This is a genomic window from Pseudoduganella aquatica (assembly GCF_020865585.1).
GTDB classification, from domain to species: domain Bacteria; phylum Pseudomonadota; class Gammaproteobacteria; order Burkholderiales; family Burkholderiaceae_D; genus Rugamonas; species Rugamonas aquatica_A.
In genome coordinates this window covers 2,198,681-2,214,056 of record NZ_CP086370.1, presented here as the reverse complement: position 1 = coordinate 2,214,056, position 15,376 = coordinate 2,198,681, and the positions used below count along the sequence as shown (strand labels likewise).

At 65.3% G+C, this 15,376-nt stretch carries 12 protein-coding genes; 2 read left to right on the top strand and 10 right to left on the bottom strand.

The features are described 5' to 3' along the window. The first annotated feature begins 78 nt into the window (after window positions 1–78). On the top strand, window positions 79–1,935 hold the full coding sequence (locus KT882_RS09710; protein ID WP_161071819.1) for a PhoH family protein: 1,857 nt from the start codon (window positions 79–81) through the stop codon (window positions 1,933–1,935). Window positions 1,936–2,010: 75 nt separating this feature from the next. Here the strand turns inward: KT882_RS09710 and KT882_RS09705 are convergent, their stop codons facing one another. From KT882_RS09705 to KT882_RS09680, 6 genes are all read right to left on the bottom strand, one after another. Beyond that, window positions 2,011–3,438, bottom strand: a complete 1,428-nt coding sequence (locus tag KT882_RS09705; RefSeq protein WP_161071818.1) for a mannose-1-phosphate guanylyltransferase/mannose-6-phosphate isomerase — start codon at window positions 3,436–3,438, stop codon at window positions 2,011–2,013. A 15-nt stretch (window positions 3,439–3,453) separates the two neighbouring features. After that, the gene (locus KT882_RS09700; RefSeq protein ID WP_161071817.1) at window positions 3,454–4,596 is read right to left on the bottom strand and encodes a sugar phosphate nucleotidyltransferase; all 1,143 of its coding nucleotides are present in this window, start codon (window positions 4,594–4,596) and stop codon (window positions 3,454–3,456) included. 49 nt (window positions 4,597–4,645) lie between these two features. Beyond that, complete coding sequence (locus KT882_RS09695) at window positions 4,646–5,926, bottom strand: nucleotide sugar dehydrogenase (RefSeq protein ID WP_228895521.1); 1,281 nt, start codon at window positions 5,924–5,926, stop codon at window positions 4,646–4,648. 22 nt (window positions 5,927–5,948) lie between these two features. Beyond that, window positions 5,949–6,686 carry a WecB/TagA/CpsF family glycosyltransferase gene (locus KT882_RS09690; protein WP_161071815.1) on the bottom strand — a complete coding sequence of 246 codons (738 nt, stop codon included), beginning with the start codon at window positions 6,684–6,686 and terminating at the stop codon, window positions 5,949–5,951. Continuing rightward, the gene (gene wecB, locus KT882_RS09685; protein ID WP_161071814.1) at window positions 6,683–7,819 is read right to left on the bottom strand and encodes a non-hydrolyzing UDP-N-acetylglucosamine 2-epimerase; all 1,137 of its coding nucleotides are present in this window, start codon (window positions 7,817–7,819) and stop codon (window positions 6,683–6,685) included. Before wecB ends, KT882_RS09690 begins: the two co-directional genes overlap by 4 nt. 71 nt (window positions 7,820–7,890) lie before the next feature. Beyond that, complete coding sequence (locus KT882_RS09680; protein WP_223149317.1) at window positions 7,891–9,036, bottom strand: glycosyltransferase family 4 protein; 1,146 nt, start codon at window positions 9,034–9,036, stop codon at window positions 7,891–7,893. A 135-nt stretch (window positions 9,037–9,171) separates the two neighbouring features. Here KT882_RS09680 and KT882_RS09675 point away from each other — a divergent pair, with 135 nt between their 5' ends. Further along, entirely contained in the window at window positions 9,172–10,095 is a 924-nt protein-coding gene (locus KT882_RS09675) for a glycosyltransferase family 2 protein (RefSeq protein ID WP_161071813.1), read from the top strand. A 70-nt stretch (window positions 10,096–10,165) separates the two neighbouring features. Here KT882_RS09675 and KT882_RS09670 read toward each other — a convergent pair whose 3' ends face one another. The 4 genes from KT882_RS09670 to KT882_RS09655 all read right to left on the bottom strand — a co-directional run bounded on the left by KT882_RS09670 (window position 10,166) and on the right by KT882_RS09655 (window position 15,373). Further along, window positions 10,166–11,770 (bottom strand): hypothetical protein, encoded by a 1,605-nt coding sequence (locus KT882_RS09670; protein ID WP_228895519.1) that lies wholly within the window; start codon window positions 11,768–11,770, stop codon window positions 10,166–10,168. Between the two features lie 94 nt (window positions 11,771–11,864). Then, a complete protein-coding gene (locus KT882_RS09665; RefSeq protein ID WP_161071811.1) occupies window positions 11,865–12,740 on the bottom strand; it encodes a polysaccharide lyase in 876 nt (291 codons plus the stop codon). 19 nt (window positions 12,741–12,759) lie between these two features. Further along, window positions 12,760–13,587, bottom strand: a complete 828-nt coding sequence (locus tag KT882_RS09660; RefSeq protein WP_161071810.1) for a heparin lyase I family protein — start codon at window positions 13,585–13,587, stop codon at window positions 12,760–12,762. A 199-nt stretch (window positions 13,588–13,786) separates the two neighbouring features. After that, window positions 13,787–15,373 (bottom strand): oligosaccharide flippase family protein, encoded by a 1,587-nt coding sequence (locus tag KT882_RS09655; protein ID WP_228895517.1) that lies wholly within the window; start codon window positions 15,371–15,373, stop codon window positions 13,787–13,789. Between the last annotated feature and the right edge of the window lie 3 nt (window positions 15,374–15,376).

The following is a 15,376-nucleotide window of genomic DNA, read 5'->3' as shown; positions in this document are numbered from 1 at the left end:
CATCCACCCCATGCGCCGCTATCTGCGCGGCGCGTCCTATGGGCGGACCCTTCCAGCATTTTTTAGATCGAGATCCTGATGCCACTGCCAAAACTGCCTACCAAGCCAGCAACCCTGTTGCTCGCAAAAGATTACCCGAAGGCCAGCGGCGTTCGTCCCCAGCCTTTGCCTGTTGTTGAACTGGCGCCTGTCGCCGCACCGAAGAAAACCCCGGTCAAGGCCGCGCCCGCAGCCAAGGCCGCCAAAGCCGTTCCAGTACCCGCACCGGTCGCAGCGCCTATCGCTGTCGCCGCACCGGCCGCCAAGGCCAAGACCGCCGCCGCCAAGCCGGTGGCGAAGAAGGCCGCCCTGCTGAAAGCCGCGCCGGCGCCCGCCGCAGCGCCAGCACCCGCCGTTGCACCGGCACCGAAGGCCAAGTCGCCGCGCGGCAAGAGCGCGCCGGTGCTGGCCGAAGCGCCGCATCCAGCCAAGCACAAGCCGGTGGAAGTGGTGCTCAAGTCGTCCACCAGCCGCCATGCCGACCAGGAAGGCAGCACCAAGCTGTTCGTGCTCGACACCAATGTGCTGATGCACGATCCGTCCTCGCTGTTCCGCTTCGAGGAGCACGACGTCTACCTGCCGATGATGACGCTGGAGGAGCTGGACAACCACAAGAAAGGCATGACCGAGGTGGCGCGCAACGCACGCCAGGTCTCGCGCACGCTGGACGCGCTGGTCGGCAGCACCGACGACGACGCCATCGAGAACGGCATTCCGCTGTCCAAGCTGGGCAACAAGGACGCCAAGGGCCGCTTGTTCTTCCAGACCAAGCTGCAGATCGCCGAACTGCCGTCCAGCCTGCCGCAAGGCAAGGCCGACAACCAGATCCTGGGCGTGGTGCGTTCGCTGGAAGATGAGCAGCCGGGCCGCGCCGTGGTGCTGGTGTCCAAAGACATCAATATGCGCATCAAGGCGCGCGCGCTGGGCCTGCCGGCCGAGGACTACTTCAACGACCACGTGCTGGAAGACACCGACCTGCTGTACTCGGGCATCGTGCAGCTGCCGGACGACTTCTGGAACAAGCACGGCAAGGACATGGAATCCTGGCAGGAGAACAAGAACGGCCAGAGCGCCACGTTCTACCGCGTGACCGGCCCCGTCATCCCGACGCTGCTGGTGAACCAGTTCGTGTTCCTGGAGCCGGCCAGCGGCGAGGCGCCGTTCTACGGCCAGGTCAAGCAGATCAACGGCAAAACCGCCGTGCTGCAAACCCTGCGCGACTACTCTCACAACAAGAACAGCGTGTGGGGCGTGACCGCGCGCAACCGCGAGCAGAACTTCGCGCTGAACCTGCTGATGAATCCGGAGTGCGACTTCGTCACCCTGCTGGGCCAGGCCGGTACCGGCAAGACCCTGCTGGCCCTGGCCGCCGGCCTGGCGCAGGTGCTGGAGACCAAGCTGTACAACGAGATCATCGTCACCCGTGTCACGGTGCCGGTGGGCGAAGACATCGGTTTCCTGCCGGGCACCGAGGAAGAGAAGATGTCGCCGTGGATGGGCGCTTTCGACGACAACCTGGAAGTGCTGAACAAGTCCGACAGCGACGGCGGCGAATGGGGCCGCGCGGCGACGCAGGACCTGATACGCTCGCGCATCAAGATCAAGTCGCTCAACTTCATGCGCGGCCGCACCTTCGTCAACAAGTTCCTGATCATCGACGAGGCGCAGAACCTGACGCCGAAGCAGGTCAAGACCCTGGTGACGCGCGCCGGTCCCGGCACCAAGATTCTGTGCCTGGGCAACATCGCACAGATCGACACGCCTTACCTGACCGAAGGTTCGAGCGGCCTGACCTATGTGGTGGACCGCTTCAAAGGCTGGTCGCACAGCGGCCACGTGACCCTGGCGCGCGGCGAACGCTCGCGCCTGGCGGACCACGCCAGCGACGTGCTGTAACTCACGTTCAGGCACAAAAAAACCCCGCACGCTGCGAAGCGTGCGGGGTTTTTTCATGGGCTTTCAGGAGGCGTATCAGGCGCGCTGGTACACGTCCTCGAAGCGCACGATGTCGTCCTCGCCCAGGTAGCTGCCGGACTGCACTTCGATCAGGTGCAGCGGCAGTTTGCCCGGGTTTTCCAGGCGGTGGTTCATGCCGATAGGGATGTACGTCGATTCGTTTTCCGTCAGCAGCGTGACCTTGTCGCCGCAGGTGACGCGGGCGGTGCCGCTGACCACGATCCAGTGTTCGGCGCGGTGGTGGTGCATCTGCAGCGACAGCTTGCCGCCCGGATTGACCGTGATGCGCTTGACCTGGAAGCGCTCGCCGATGTCGATGCCTTCATAGCAGCCCCATGGACGGTAAACCTTGGTGTGGTGCAGGTGCTCGGTGCGGTCCTTGGTCTTCAGGTGGTCGACGATCTGCTTGACGCGCTGCACCTGGTCCTTGTGGGCCACCAGCACGGCGTCGTTGGTTTCCACCACGACCAGGTCCTTCACACCCACCACGGCCACGATGCGGCTCTCGGCGCGCACCAGCGTGCCCTGCACGCCGTCCAGGTAGACGTCGCCGCGGGTCACGTTGCCGTTGGCATCCTTGGGCAGCACGTCGTGCAGCGCAGACCAGGAACCGACGTCGTTCCAGCCTATGTCGGCCGGCACCACCACGGCGTGCTGGGTCTTCTCCATCACGGCGTAGTCGATGGAGTCGGACGGGCAGGCGGTGAAGGCGGCCTCGTCCAGGCGGCAGAAGTCCAGGTCGCGGTAGTCCTTGAGCACGGCAGCTTCGGCGGCGGCGGCGATTTCGGGCTGGAATTTCGCCAGTTCGGCGATGTAGGCGTCGGCGCGGAACAGGAACATGCCGCTGTTCCAGTAGTAGTTGCCGGCGGCGACGAAGCCTTCGGCGGTTTCGCGGTTCGGCTTTTCAACAAAGCGGTCCACCTTGAAGCATTGCTCGGCGCCTGCGCCGGCGCCGCTCTGGATGTAGCCGTAGCCGGTTTCCGGCGCGGTCGGCACAATGCCGAAAGTGGCCAGGGAGCCGTCCTTGACCATCACCAGCGCGCGCTCCACGGCTTGGTGGAATGCGTCCACGTCGTTGATGACGTGGTCGGCCGGCAGCACCAGCATGATGGCGTCGGCGTCGATGGCCTTCAGGTAGTGGGCTGCTGCGGCCACGGCCGGCGCGGTGTTGCGGCCGACCGGCTCGAGCAGGATGCCCAGCGGCTTGACACCGATTTCGCGCATCTGTTCGGCCACCAGGAAGCGGTGCTCATTGCCGCACACGACCAGCGGCGGCATCAGTTCGGCGCTGGTGGCGGCGCGGCCGGCCACGCGCAGCGCGGTTTCCTGCAGCATGGTCTTGTCGGCAACCAGCGGCAGCAACTGCTTCGGCAGCACGGCGCGCGACAGCGGCCACAAACGGGTACCGGCGCCGCCGGACAGAATGACGGGATAAATTTTCATGCGGTGATGGTCCAATTATTTGTAGAGTAATTCTTCTTGCCTGCGGCGGCGACGGCGGTCGCGGGCATTTGCCCATTCACCCGTTTCATATTCTGAAACGTGTTTCATTTCACCAGCTCGGTCGACACTATAGTCCTTAAAGACAATTAATTCTTCTAAGGTAACATCCGGTAACACGCGAGTATATTCGAACAACACGCTTCGCACCACCTCCGCGCCGCTGCAAACGTGGCTGCCGTGGCCTATCCACGTCGGTCCGATGATGTGGGCGCCCGCTTCCACCCTGGCGCCGGAGCCGATGTAGACCGGTCCTTCTATCTTGGTGCCGCCGCTCCAGTCTATGCTGGTGTTGAGGCCGACCCACAGGCCTTCGTCGACCTGGATGCCGGGCACTTTCATGTTTTCCACCTCGCCCAGCAGCACGCTTTGCAGCACTTCCCAGTAGTCTTTCACGCTGCCGATGTCGATCCAGTTGAATTTGCGCTGCTGGGCGTAGAACGGCAGGCCCTTCTCGGCCAGCAGGGGAAACAGCTCGGAGCCGATGTCGAAGGGACGGTCGGTGGGGATCAGGTCGATCACTTCCGGCTCGAAGATGTAGATGCCGGTGCTGGCGAAATTGGACAGCGCCTCCTCCTGCTTCGGTTTCTCCTGGAAGGCGCGGATGCGGCCGTCCGCGTCCGTCACCACCACGCCGTAGCTGGGCACTTTGTCCCACGGCACTTCGCGCGTGATGACGGAAGCCAGCGCGCCCTTGCGGCGGTGCTCGAACAGCGCCGATTTGATGTCCAGGTCGATAATGGCGTCGCCGCACAGCACGATGGTGGTGTCGTCGAAGAAGCCGCCGAATTCCTGGATCTTCTTGATGCCGCCCGCCGAGCCCAGCGGTTCGGGCACGACTTCGCCCTCGTTGTTGGTGTAGCCCTCGAAGGAATAGCCGATCTGCACGCCGAACTGGTGGCCTTCGCCGAAATATTCCTCGATCTTCTCGTGCAGATAACTGACGTTGACCATGATTTCCGTGATGCCGTAGCGGGCCAGGTGCTCGACCAGGTAGGCCATCACGGGCTTGCCCAGGATGGGGATCATGGGCTTGGGGAGGTCATACGTCAGGGGCCGTACGCGCGTGCCTTTGCCGGCTGCCAATATCATCGCTTTCATGCATGCACTCCTTGATTTAAAAAGGGGCCGAAACCGGCCCCTTGTGTAATTACAGGCGCCAGACGCACAGCCCGGCGTCTTTCAGCGCGGCGCTGTCGAACGCCGCTTTGACGTCGATAAAGCAGCCGCCCTTGATGAGTTTTTTCTGGATGTCCTCGACCGGCCGCGCCAGCAGCTCGGCGTGCGAGACCGCCGCCACCACCGCGTCCGCGCGCGGCAGGTCGTCCCAGCCGTACAGGCGCACGCCATACTCGTGCATGGCCTCGTCGGCGTCGGCGTAGGGGTCGTGCACGAACACTTCGATGCCGAAGTCGCGCAGCTCGTTGATCACGTCGCCCACCTTGGAGTTGCGCAGGTCGGCGCAGTTTTCCTTGAAGGTCAGGCCCAGCACGTTGACGCGCGCGCCCTTGATGTAGCTGCCGGCCGCGATCATGTTCTTGACGGTCTGCTCGGCGATGTATTTGCCCATGCCGTCGTTGATGCGGCGCCCGGCCAGTATCACCTGCGGGTTGTAGCCCAGCTGCTCGGCCTTGTGCGTCAGGTAGTAGGGGTCGACGCCGATGCAGTGGCCGCCCACCAGGCCCGGGCTGAACTTGAGGAAGTTCCACTTGGTGCCGGCCGCCTGCAGCACTTCGGAGGTGTCGATGCCGATCTTGTCGAAGATGATGGCCAGCTCGTTCATCAGCGCAATATTCAGGTCGCGCTGGGTGTTCTCGATGACCTTGCAGGCCTCGGCCGCCTTAATGCTGGTGCAGCGGTGCACGCCGGGCACCACGATGCGCTCGTACAGCTGGGCCACCTGCTCCAGCGTCTCCGGCGTGTCGCCCGCCACCACTTTGAGGATGGTGGTCAGGGTGTGGTGCTTGTCGCCCGGGTTGATGCGCTCGGGCGAGTAGCCGACGTTGAAGCCTTCCCTCCATTTCTTGCCGGAGGCCTGCTCCAGCACCGGGATGCACACTTCCTCGGTCGCGCCCGGATACACGGTGGACTCGTAGACCACGATGGCGCCGTCCTTCATGTGCTTGCCCACGCTCTTGCTGGCGCCCACCAGCGGCGTGAAGTCGGGGTTGTGGGCGTTGTCCACCGGGGTCGGCACGGCCACCACGATGATGTCGGCCTCGGCCAGCATGGCCGGGTCGGCGGTGTATTCGGCGTGCGCGGAGGCGGCCATCTGCTCGTCGCTCAGTTCGCGCGAGGGGTCGGTGCCGTGGCGGCAGGCGTCCACCTTGGCCTGCGAAATATCGAAACCGATGGTGCGGCCGTGCTTGCCGAACTCGATCACCAGGGGCAGGCCAACATAGCCCAGGCCAATCACTGCAACTGTCGTCATTTTTTTCTTCCTCTTGTTGGGATCAGCGGCGCGCCGCTTCCTTCAGGAACAGCCAGACAAAGGCCATGTCCTCGATAAAATAGCGCCGGAACATGCGGCGCGGCTCCTGCAGAAAACGGTAAAACCATTCCAGTCCGGACTTTTGCATCCACAGCGGGGCGCGCTTGACGCGGCCGACCGCCACGTCGAAGGTGCCGCCCACGCCCATGGCGAACGGGATTTTCATATGGGCCTGGTACTGGCCCAGGAAATGCTCTTTTTTCGGCGAGCTGATGGCCACGAACAGCAGGTCCGCCCTGGCCTCGCGGATCTGCTCGACCACGCCGGCTTCTTCTTCCGGCTTCCAGTAGCCGTTGCGGTAGCCGCACACGGTCAGGCCCGGGTATTTGATTTCGTACTGCCGCTTCACCTCGGACACCACTTCCTCGCGCGCGCCCAGCAGGAACACCCGCCAGCCGGTCTTGGACGAGCGCTGCATCAGCGCTTCGAACAGGTCCACGCCGGCCACGCGCTCCTTGAGCGGCTTGCCCAGCAGGCGCGAGGCCCACACCACCGGCATGCCGTCCACATTCACCAGTGCGCAGTCGTTGATGATGCGGCGCAGCTCGGCGTCGTGCGCGGCCTTGACCAGCTTGTCCACGTTGACCACCACGTGCTGGTGCGGCCGGCCGGTCTGGATAAAGCCGTCTATGGTTTGCAGGGTCTCTTCCATGGTCAGATTATCGACCTGGCAGCCCATCATGTTTATGCGTTCGCTCATTTCGTGCGCTCTTTTTTCAATTCCTGCACCAGCACATCCACGATGCGCTCGGCGGCCTTGCCGTCCCACAGGTGCGGGCGGCGGCCCTGCTTGCCTTCGCCGCGCAGGATTTGCTCCGCCGCTGCGGTAATGGCCTGCGGCACGGTTCCGGCCAGCACATTGGTGCCCTCTTCCACCGTCACCGGGCGCTCGGTGTTCTCGCGCAGCGTGATGCAGGGCACGCCCAGCGCCGTGGTTTCCTCCTGCAGGCCGCCGCTGTCGGTAAGCACCAGCGCGGCGTCCTTCCACAGGTCGAGGAAGGCCATATAGCCTTGCGGGCCGACCAGGGTGATGTCCGGTCCCAGGCTGATATCGAATTTTTCCAGGTTGGCGCGGGTGCGCGGATGCACCGGGAACACCAGCGGCAGCCCGCGCGCGATGTCGCGCAGCGCGCCGGCCAGCTGGGCCAGCATGGCCGGATCGTCGACGTTGCTGGGGCGGTGCAGGGTCACCACGCCGTAGCGCTGGCCCGGCGCCAGGCCCAGGCCGGCCTTGATGGCGGCGCTTTCCAGGCCAAGGTGGGCAACCGCGCCACTGGCGGCCAGCTTGTCGGCCTGGAACAGCACGTTGTCCACCATCACGTGGCCAACGTAGTGCACGGCCGCCTCCGGCTTGCCCTCGCGGCGCAGGTGGTCCACCGCGCTGGGCTCGGTGACGAAGAACCAGTCGCTGATGCTGTCGGTGACCAGGCGGTTGATCTCCTCCGGCATGCTCATGTCGCCGCTGCGCAGGCCCGCTTCCACGTGGGCCACCGGAATGGTCAGCTTCTTGGCGACGATGGAGCACGCCAGCGTGGAATTGACATCGCCCACCACCAGCACGGCGTCCGGGCGCTGTGCAATGCACAATTCCTCGAAGGCCAGCATGATCTTGGCGGTTTGCTGGGCGTGGCTGCCGCCGCCGGCGGCCATGAACAGGTCGGGCTGGGGAATGCCGAGCTCTTCGAAGAAGACGTCGTTCATCTCCCGGTCGTAGTGCTGGCCGGTGTGGATGATCTTGAACGACAGCCCGCCGTGCGCCTGCAGCGCGCGCACGATGGGCGCGATTTTCATGAAGTTCGGCCGCGCGCCGGCGACCAGGTAAATCATAGCCATATCATTCCTAAAAACAGATCAAAGAGACAACATATTAATCGCAGTGCAGCATTTGCAGGCGCACGGCTGAGTCAGGCTGTGCGCGCGGCAGCCGGGGCCACAGTGGCCGGGCCGAGCGGCACGCCCAGCTCGGCGTAAATCGCGCGCAGCTGGCCCAGCACGGCGTCGAAGGCATACTCGCGGGCCACACGCGCAAAGGCCTGCTCGCGCAAGCGGCTGCGCAGCGCCCTGTCCTGCAATGCCGCGACGATGGCGGCGGCGAGCGCCGTCCCCGGTCCGGGCGGCACCAGCAGCGCCTCCACGCCGTCGTCGATAAAATCGGGAATGCCGCCCACCGGCGTGGCGATCACGGGCACGCCGCAGGCCATGGCCTCCAGCAGCGCCACGCCCAGCGCCTCGAAATACGTGGGCAGCACGAACAGGTCCGCCTGCTCCAGATGCTGCTGCTTGGCGGCGCCGTCGACCCAGCCGGGCAGGCGCAGCGCGTGCGCCACACCCTGTTCCGTGGCCAGCGCGCGGATGGCCTCGGTCTCGCCGTCGCCGGCAAACACAAAGGTGGTGGCAGGCAGCACGGACAGCACGGCCGGCATGGCGCGCACCAGGTCGAAGATGCCTTTCTTTTCATGCAGGCGGCCCAGGAAGAGCACCGTGGCCGCGCCGTCCGCGCGCTCAGGGCGCAGCGGCGCCAGCAGCGGCGGCACGCGCACCGGATTGCCGACCACGGCCACGCGCGCGGCCGGCTCGATGCGCAGCACGTCGGCGCGCCAGCGCGGCGCCACCACCACCACGCGGGCGGCGCGGCGCAGCACCAGACGCACCCAGGCGCGCGCCAGCGGGCCGCAGCCATGCGCGTAAAAGTCGGGAAATTCTCCGCTGTGCAGATGGAACACATAGGGCACGCGGAACACGAAGGCCAGGGCGGCCACCAGCGACTTGCGCCAGAAGCTGCCGCGCGAGGCGCTGTGCACATGGACCACGTCCACGCGGCGCGCCGCCAGCAGGCCGGTGATGCGGCACAGCGCGGACGCGATGGTGCGCAGCTGGGTCAGCTTGCCCTTGCCTTCGTAGGTGGACACATAGCGCACGCCCCACTGCTCGAACAGGCCCACCTCCAGGTAGGAGCGGATCACGGCCGTGATGCCGCCATGGGCCTGCAGGCCGGTGCCGACCATCAGGATGCGGCGCCGGCGGGACGACGCAGTGCTTGCTAAACTCATGGAAAATTAATGACTAAAATGAAAGTATGTGGAGGAATCATAGCAGCAATGCATGACAAATCTACAGTGCTCGGTGCGCACGATAGAAGATATGTTTCAAGCAAGTTTAACAAATCACCATGCTAGAATCAGAGCATGAAAATCAGCATCGTGATCCCCGCCTATAACGCCGCCGCCTGCCTGGAGACGGCGCTGCGCTCCGTGCAAAACCAGACCTTCCGCGACTGGGAGGTGCTGGTGGTGGACGACTGTTCGCGCGACGAGACGCGCGAGCTGGTGCGGCGCTGGGCGCTGGCCGACGAACGCATCCGCCTGATCGAACAGCCGCGCAACGGCGGCCCGGCGGTGGCGCGCAACGCGGGCTTCGACGCCGCGCGCGGCGAATGGATAGCGCTGCTGGACGCGGACGACGCCTGGGCCGAGGACAGGCTGGCCAGCTTTATGCCGTACATGGAATCGGGCCAGTACGACCTGCTGTGCGACCGCCTGGCGCTGTACAACGCGGCGCAGGACAAGGTGGTGGCGGCCAGCTGGCCGTGGGTGCGCCAGCCGCACCGCATCGCCATGCGCGACCTGCTGCTGTGGGATCTGCCGGGCCAGCGCGCGCCGCTGGGCTGGGCCAAGCCGCTGTTCCGGCGCGCCTGGCTGAACCAGCACGGCCTGCGCTACCAGCCGGCGCTGCGTTTCGGCGAGGACTGGCGGCTGCTGGTGGACGCGGTGATGGCCGGCGCGCGCGCCGGGCTGCTGCCCTTCGCGGGCTACCGCTACACCATGCGCCTGGCGGAAAAGAATTTCAGCCAGACCAAGACCGACACGGTGTCGCCGCTGCGGCTGCAGCGCGACATGGTGCAGCAGTACGGCGCGCGCTGGACGCCGGGCACCCGGCTGGCCGCGCGCCTGCGCGGCTGGCTGATCGGCGGCCTGGACGCCAAGGCGCGGCTCAAGCCCGCCGTGCACGGCAAGCGCTGGTTCGCCCTGGCCAAACTGCTGCTGAGCAGCCCGCGCTGCTGGGGCATCCTGCTGGTGCACCAGTACGAAAAACTGGTCTGGTACCGCTAAGCTCCCACCCTGCCCCGGGCGCCGCCTGCGCCCGCCTCCCTCAAACACCGCATCATCCAATACCGCGTCATCAAGCGGCCCACGGTGTGGCCGCGCCCGCCGGACGCAGCGCGTGGCCCGGCGCGCGGCCGCCCTCGCTGCCCTCGCCGTTCTTGGCGCGCGCGGCCGCTTCGGCGCGGCGCAGCTGCAGCGAGTAGGCGAAGGCCATGCCAAAGAACATGAAGGGGATGGCCACGGTGTTGGGGTCGCCGTAAATCGGCGCCGTCAGCGAGCCGGTGAAGGCCAGGAAGTGGCCGACGAAGGCCAGGCGCCACAGCAGGCGCTCGCGCGCGTGCTGCACCGTCCACGCACGCTGCAGGGCGAACAAGGTCATCACGCCGCCGAACAGGAAGACCGCGCCGCCGCCCAGCCAGCCGGTCTCGCCGAACAGGTTGGGCCAGTAGGTGTCGAGCAGGTACAGGTCCTGCCGGTACCACCAGTAGCGCGTGCTGTAGCCCAGCATTTCATACACGGAGCGGTCGTACAGGCGGGCGGCGTCGCCGCCGAATTTGCCGAAGCCGGTGCCCAGGGGGAAGTAGGTGTTGGCCAGGTGGAAACCGTCCATGTACAGCACGGTGCGCGGATTGGCCAGCGCCTGGTAGGACGGCAGCAAGCCCCACTGCAATCCCAGTTCGGCGCGGTGCACCGGCCCCAGCACCAGCATCATGGCGCCCAGCAGGAGCAGCACGGCCGCCACCGCCAGCAGCACCGCGCTGATGCGCGGCTTCATTTTCGCCGTGAACAGCAGGATGGCGCAGGCCGCCAGCGCGTCGAAGATTTCCTGGCGCTCGCCGGCCAGCATCAGCACCAGCATGAAGCCGCACAGCAGCGCGTAGTTGCCCACCGAGCTGCCCTGCCCGCACAGGCGGCGCACAAACACGCAGCACAAAAAGAGCGAACCGACCGAGGCCAGCACGCTGGGGTGAACGAAGGGCCCGGTGGCCAGGTGCAGGCCAGGCAGCAGCGGGTTGCCGTTCTGGCCGCCGCCTGCGTTGCGCGCGATCAGGTGGTGCACCGACGGCGCGGCGAACTCGACGGCCAGCGCGGCCAGGCACAGCACCAGCACCAGCTTGACCACCAGCCAGAAGCGCTGCTCGCCGCGCTCGCCCAGCGTGACGCTAAAGCCCAGCAGCAGCATGATGGGCAGCTTCAGGTCGTAGCCGATCTGGTAGAAAAAGGGATGCCAGTGGATGCGGCCGGCGCTGATGGAACTGGCCGCGCCGAGCGCGAAGAACAGGCCGAACACCAGCACCATCAGCTTGCCGAGCCAGGAGTTGCCGGCAAAAATAAACAGGCCGCGCAAGGCGTAGATGGCGAGCGGGATCAGCACGATGGACATCACGCCGCGGGTGCGCAGCGGCGACACCGTGTCGGCCAGCGCGGTCAGCAAGGTCAGGCCCAGCATCAGCCAGAACACGCCTTCGCCGCCGAAGCGGAAACTGGAAAAGGAATTGGTGAACAGGAGCAGCCCGAACAGCAGGACCGGGGCAGCCAGCACCAGGGCGAACACGCCGGCGCCAAGGCCGACCAGGCCGCCGAACAGCAGCACGCTGAGCAGGCCTACCAGGACCAGGGGCAGCACCGACAGGCTGGAGCGCAGCTTGCCCGGCAGGCGTGGCGCGGAGGGGAACTTCATGATGATTACCGTGGAAATCTATAGTCCAGGTAACTTATCATATCGTCAAAAAACCGCCCACGCGATTGCGCAAGCGGTCTTCCGTTTTCGGTGCTTAGCGCGGCCCGCAAGGGGTCTGCGCGTACATCATGTCGTAGGTGCTGGCGGCGCCGCCGAGGTGGATGAAATCGGCGTACAGGTTACGCTGCGGCACCATCATCGTGCCAGGCAGATACAGGCCCACCTTGGCGTAGTTGCCCAGCCAGGTTTCGTAGCTGTTGTAGGTGTTCTTGGCGCTGAACACCTCGGCGCCGTTCATCCACACCTGGATCTGCCCCACGCCCGGCTTGTAGGACCAGTCCGCGCGCACCACGAAGCAGTACCATTTGTTCAGCTCCACCGTGCCCAGGCGGATGGACTCGGCCACCGAGTTGGCGCGGGTGGCCGGATCGGTGCCGCCGCTGGTGCTGCGGTGGTTGTAGTTGAAGTCCAGCGACAGCGTACGGTCCTGCACCGTCAGCGAGGCGGGCGGCGACACCACCGCCGTGTTCTGGCTGGTGTGCAGCTGCGCCACCAGCGTGGGCGAGTTGTGGAACACCCAGTCGCTGGGGAAATACATGCTGAAGGTGTACCAGCGCAAGCCTTCCTTCACGTATTCGTTGCGCGGGGAAATCTCGGTGCGCGAGCCGCCCAGCACCAGCGGATCGGTCTTCGCCACTTTCATGTTGAACACCTTCCTGCCGCTGCCGGCCGGATCGTCCACCAGCGTGACGTTGTTGGGCGAACCGCTGTTCAGCGTGTAGAAGTCAGGAAAGTAGCGCGTGGTGGCGGTGGCGTTGGCCGCCAGCAGCCAGGAGATGTACTGGTAGGTCTTGGGGTTGGTGGCCATGGTGGTGACCGGGCCGCCGCGCGCCGGGTCGATCTGCGCGTGCGCGCCGGCCGCTGCGCCGCACAGGGCCGCCAGCGCGATGAGTTTGTTCGTCAATTGCATGCTCAACCTCTCTAGGTCCTTATTTCACCAGCGCCGTGGTCGCGCTGGTGGTTTTGCAGGGCGTTTCCGCCAGGAGTTTTTCCAGGGTGGTGTCCGGGCCGCCGAGGCGGATAAAGTCGGTGTACAGCACGCGCTCGGCCACGCCGAGCAGGCCGGGGAAAGACAGCCCGACGCGCGGCACATTGCTCGCGCCGCCCGGATAGGAATTGATGTCGCGCTGCGCATCGAACACCTTGTCGCGGTTCTGGTAGACCGTCAGCGCCCCATTGCCCAGCGTGGGCGACCATTCCGAGCGCACGGCGAAGCAGTACCACTTGCCGGTCTGCAGCGTGCCCAGCTTGACCGCCTTGACCGCAGAATTGGCGGCCGTGGCCACGTCCGCCGCGCCGCTCAGCGGACGGTGGTTGAAGCCGAGGTTCAGCTCGATCGCGGTGCCGCGCACCACGATGGCCAGCGGCGCCGGCAAGCCGGACAGCTGCGCCACCGGCCCCACTTGCGCCACGACGGCCGGATTCGGATGCGCCACCCAGGTGGTGGGGAAATACACGCTCAGGCCATACCAGCGCGGGCCGCTCTTGCCCTCCTCGCCCAGCGGCAGCACATCGGTGCGCAGCTTGCCACTCACCGTGGCGTCGGTGCTGCGCACGCGGCTGCGCAGCACGGTGCGGCCGCTGCCGGACGGGTCGCTGGCAAAGGTCAGATTGCCGCTCCAGGCGGAATACAGCGCATAGCGCTTATTAAAATCGGCCTGCGACACCGCGCCGCCCACTGTGGGGTCGATCTGGCTCCAGGCCGAAGCGCACGCCAGCGCGCTTAAAATAATAAAACCAAGTTTCGGTAATTGCATAACGGCTTCCTCCGTGTTTCGTTATTTAATTACGATAGCATGAAACCGCTGTTTTAAGCGTTGCCACAGACCAACACGCCATATTAATTCCGCATATTATCGCTGCATGTTAATTTTGAATGAAAAGACGCCAATTGATAAACAAATCACGGTTGTTTATTTTAGTTAATATTAAATTGGAATATCCGGTTCATTTATATTAACTTGAAACAGCCGGACTCTGGCGCAGCAGACGCAGGGCGCGCGCCGGCAGCAGGGCCAGCTCCGCCGCGGACAGCGGCCGCAGCAGCAACAGCACGCCCCAGCTGACGCCGGTGGCCGCGCACAGCGCCAGCGCCAGGTGGAAGGCGTCCGCCCCGCCCGGCAGGCTGGCCAGCACCATGGCCGCCAGCAAGCCGGCCACCAGGTATTTCGCCAGGCCGCTCCAGTGCAGGCGGTAATGCCAGTCCGGCGTGCGCAGCTGGCGCAACACCAGCGCCGAATACACGGTTTCGGCCAGCGCCAGCACGGCGAACAGCCAGCTCCAGCGCTGTTGCGGGGCCACCAGCAGCAGCGCCAGCGGCGTGAGCAGCAACACGAAATTGGCGCGCGTGGTGGCCGACGAGCGGCCCAGCGTATGCGCCATCAGGTCGGTCAGGCGGCGGTGCGCCAGCACCACCAGCACGGCCAGCCAGCCGGTGAGCAGCCAGTGCGCGTCCGGGTAGCGGCCCTTGCTGAGGAAGGCGGCCAGCTCCGCGCCGCGCACCGCGCACAGCACCAGCAGGGGCAGCAGGCATAGCAGGTTAACTTTGTAGATCAGGCCGGCACGCAGGCCCAGCTTGCCTTTGTCCTTTTCCGCCGCGTAGCGCACCACCAGCAAGGTGCGCACGATGCCCAGCAGGAATTCACTGGGCAGGTATTTGCGCACCTGCTCGGCCAGGTTGCGGGCAAAGCCCAGCGGCGCGGCCGCCTCCGGCCCCAGCGTACGGGTCGCCAGCAGGATCACGGCCTGCCAGCTCCAGGTCAGATTGGCAATATTGCTCAGCCAGGCGTTGCGGCCCACGCGCAGCATGTCGCGCCAGGCCGGCATGGCCCACGCCGGCTCGGCGCCGGGCATGCCGGCGGTGGCGGCCGGCTGGGCCGCGGCCGGCCGGCCGGCTTGCGCGCGCAGCGGCCACAAATGCCGCTGCAAGCACCATGCGGCCACCAGCAGGCTGCCGCTGCTCGCGATCAGCTCGCCGACCGCCAGCGCGTGCGCATTGCGCCATTCCTCGTGCGAAAAGGCCAGCACAGCGTAGCCGGCCAGCGCCACATTGCGCAGCAGCTGGCTGGCCTGGCCGGCTTTCTGCAAAAGCAAACTGGACAGCAACTGGTCGCGGAATACCCGGCTCACGCCTTCGATCAGCATCACGCCCGCGTAGAGGCGCAGCACGCCCTGCGCGTCGCGCAGGCCGAGCCAGGCCGTGAGCAGCGGCGCTGTAAAAAACAGTATCAAGGCGCCGCCCGCCAGCAGCAGGGCCTGCAGCGCCGCGCTTTGCCACACAAAACGGTATAAATCCCGCCCGCTGGCGTGCATGCGGATTTGCGGGATATAAATACCGGTCACCCATTCCATGCCGAATCCGGATAAAACTATCCCCATTTCGATAATCGAATAAGCGGCGACGTAATTAATATACTGATTCTCCGGAAGCTGGCGCGCAATCCAGATAAGAATAAAAAAAGCGGCCACTGCATTAAGAAAACGGCCGCCTACGTAATAAGCTATGCTGTGATTAAAAGCACGGCCCGAATAATTTTCTGACATGTG

What these genes read in the sequence shown, in the direction of transcription:
- KT882_RS09695 (WP_228895521.1), bottom strand. Translation starts at nt 5,926, where the DNA reads ATGACGACAGTTGCAGTGATTGGCCTGGGCTATGTTGGCCTGCCCCTG.
- wecB (WP_161071814.1), bottom strand. Translation starts at nt 7,819, where the DNA reads ATGGCTATGATTTACCTGGTCGCCGGCGCGCGGCCGAACTTCATGAAA.
- KT882_RS09665 (WP_161071811.1), bottom strand. Translation starts at nt 12,740, where the DNA reads ATGCAATTGACGAACAAACTCATCGCGCTGGCGGCCCTGTGCGGCGCA.
- KT882_RS09680 (WP_223149317.1), bottom strand. Translation starts at nt 9,036, where the DNA reads ATGAGTTTAGCAAGCACTGCGTCGTCCCGCCGGCGCCGCATCCTGATG.
- KT882_RS09705 (WP_161071818.1), bottom strand. Translation starts at nt 3,438, where the DNA reads ATGAAAATTTATCCCGTCATTCTGTCCGGCGGCGCCGGTACCCGTTTG.
- KT882_RS09670 (WP_228895519.1), bottom strand. Translation starts at nt 11,770, where the DNA reads ATGAAGTTCCCCTCCGCGCCACGCCTGCCGGGCAAGCTGCGCTCCAGC.
- KT882_RS09690 (WP_161071815.1), bottom strand. Translation starts at nt 6,686, where the DNA reads ATGAGCGAACGCATAAACATGATGGGCTGCCAGGTCGATAATCTGACC.
- KT882_RS09655 (WP_228895517.1), bottom strand. Translation starts at nt 15,373, where the DNA reads ATGTCAGAAAATTATTCGGGCCGTGCTTTTAATCACAGCATAGCTTAT.
- KT882_RS09660 (WP_161071810.1), bottom strand. Translation starts at nt 13,587, where the DNA reads ATGCAATTACCGAAACTTGGTTTTATTATTTTAAGCGCGCTGGCGTGC.
- KT882_RS09710 (WP_161071819.1), top strand. Translation starts at nt 79, where the DNA reads ATGCCACTGCCAAAACTGCCTACCAAGCCAGCAACCCTGTTGCTCGCA.
- KT882_RS09675 (WP_161071813.1), top strand. Translation starts at nt 9,172, where the DNA reads ATGAAAATCAGCATCGTGATCCCCGCCTATAACGCCGCCGCCTGCCTG.
- KT882_RS09700 (WP_161071817.1), bottom strand. Translation starts at nt 4,596, where the DNA reads ATGAAAGCGATGATATTGGCAGCCGGCAAAGGCACGCGCGTACGGCCC.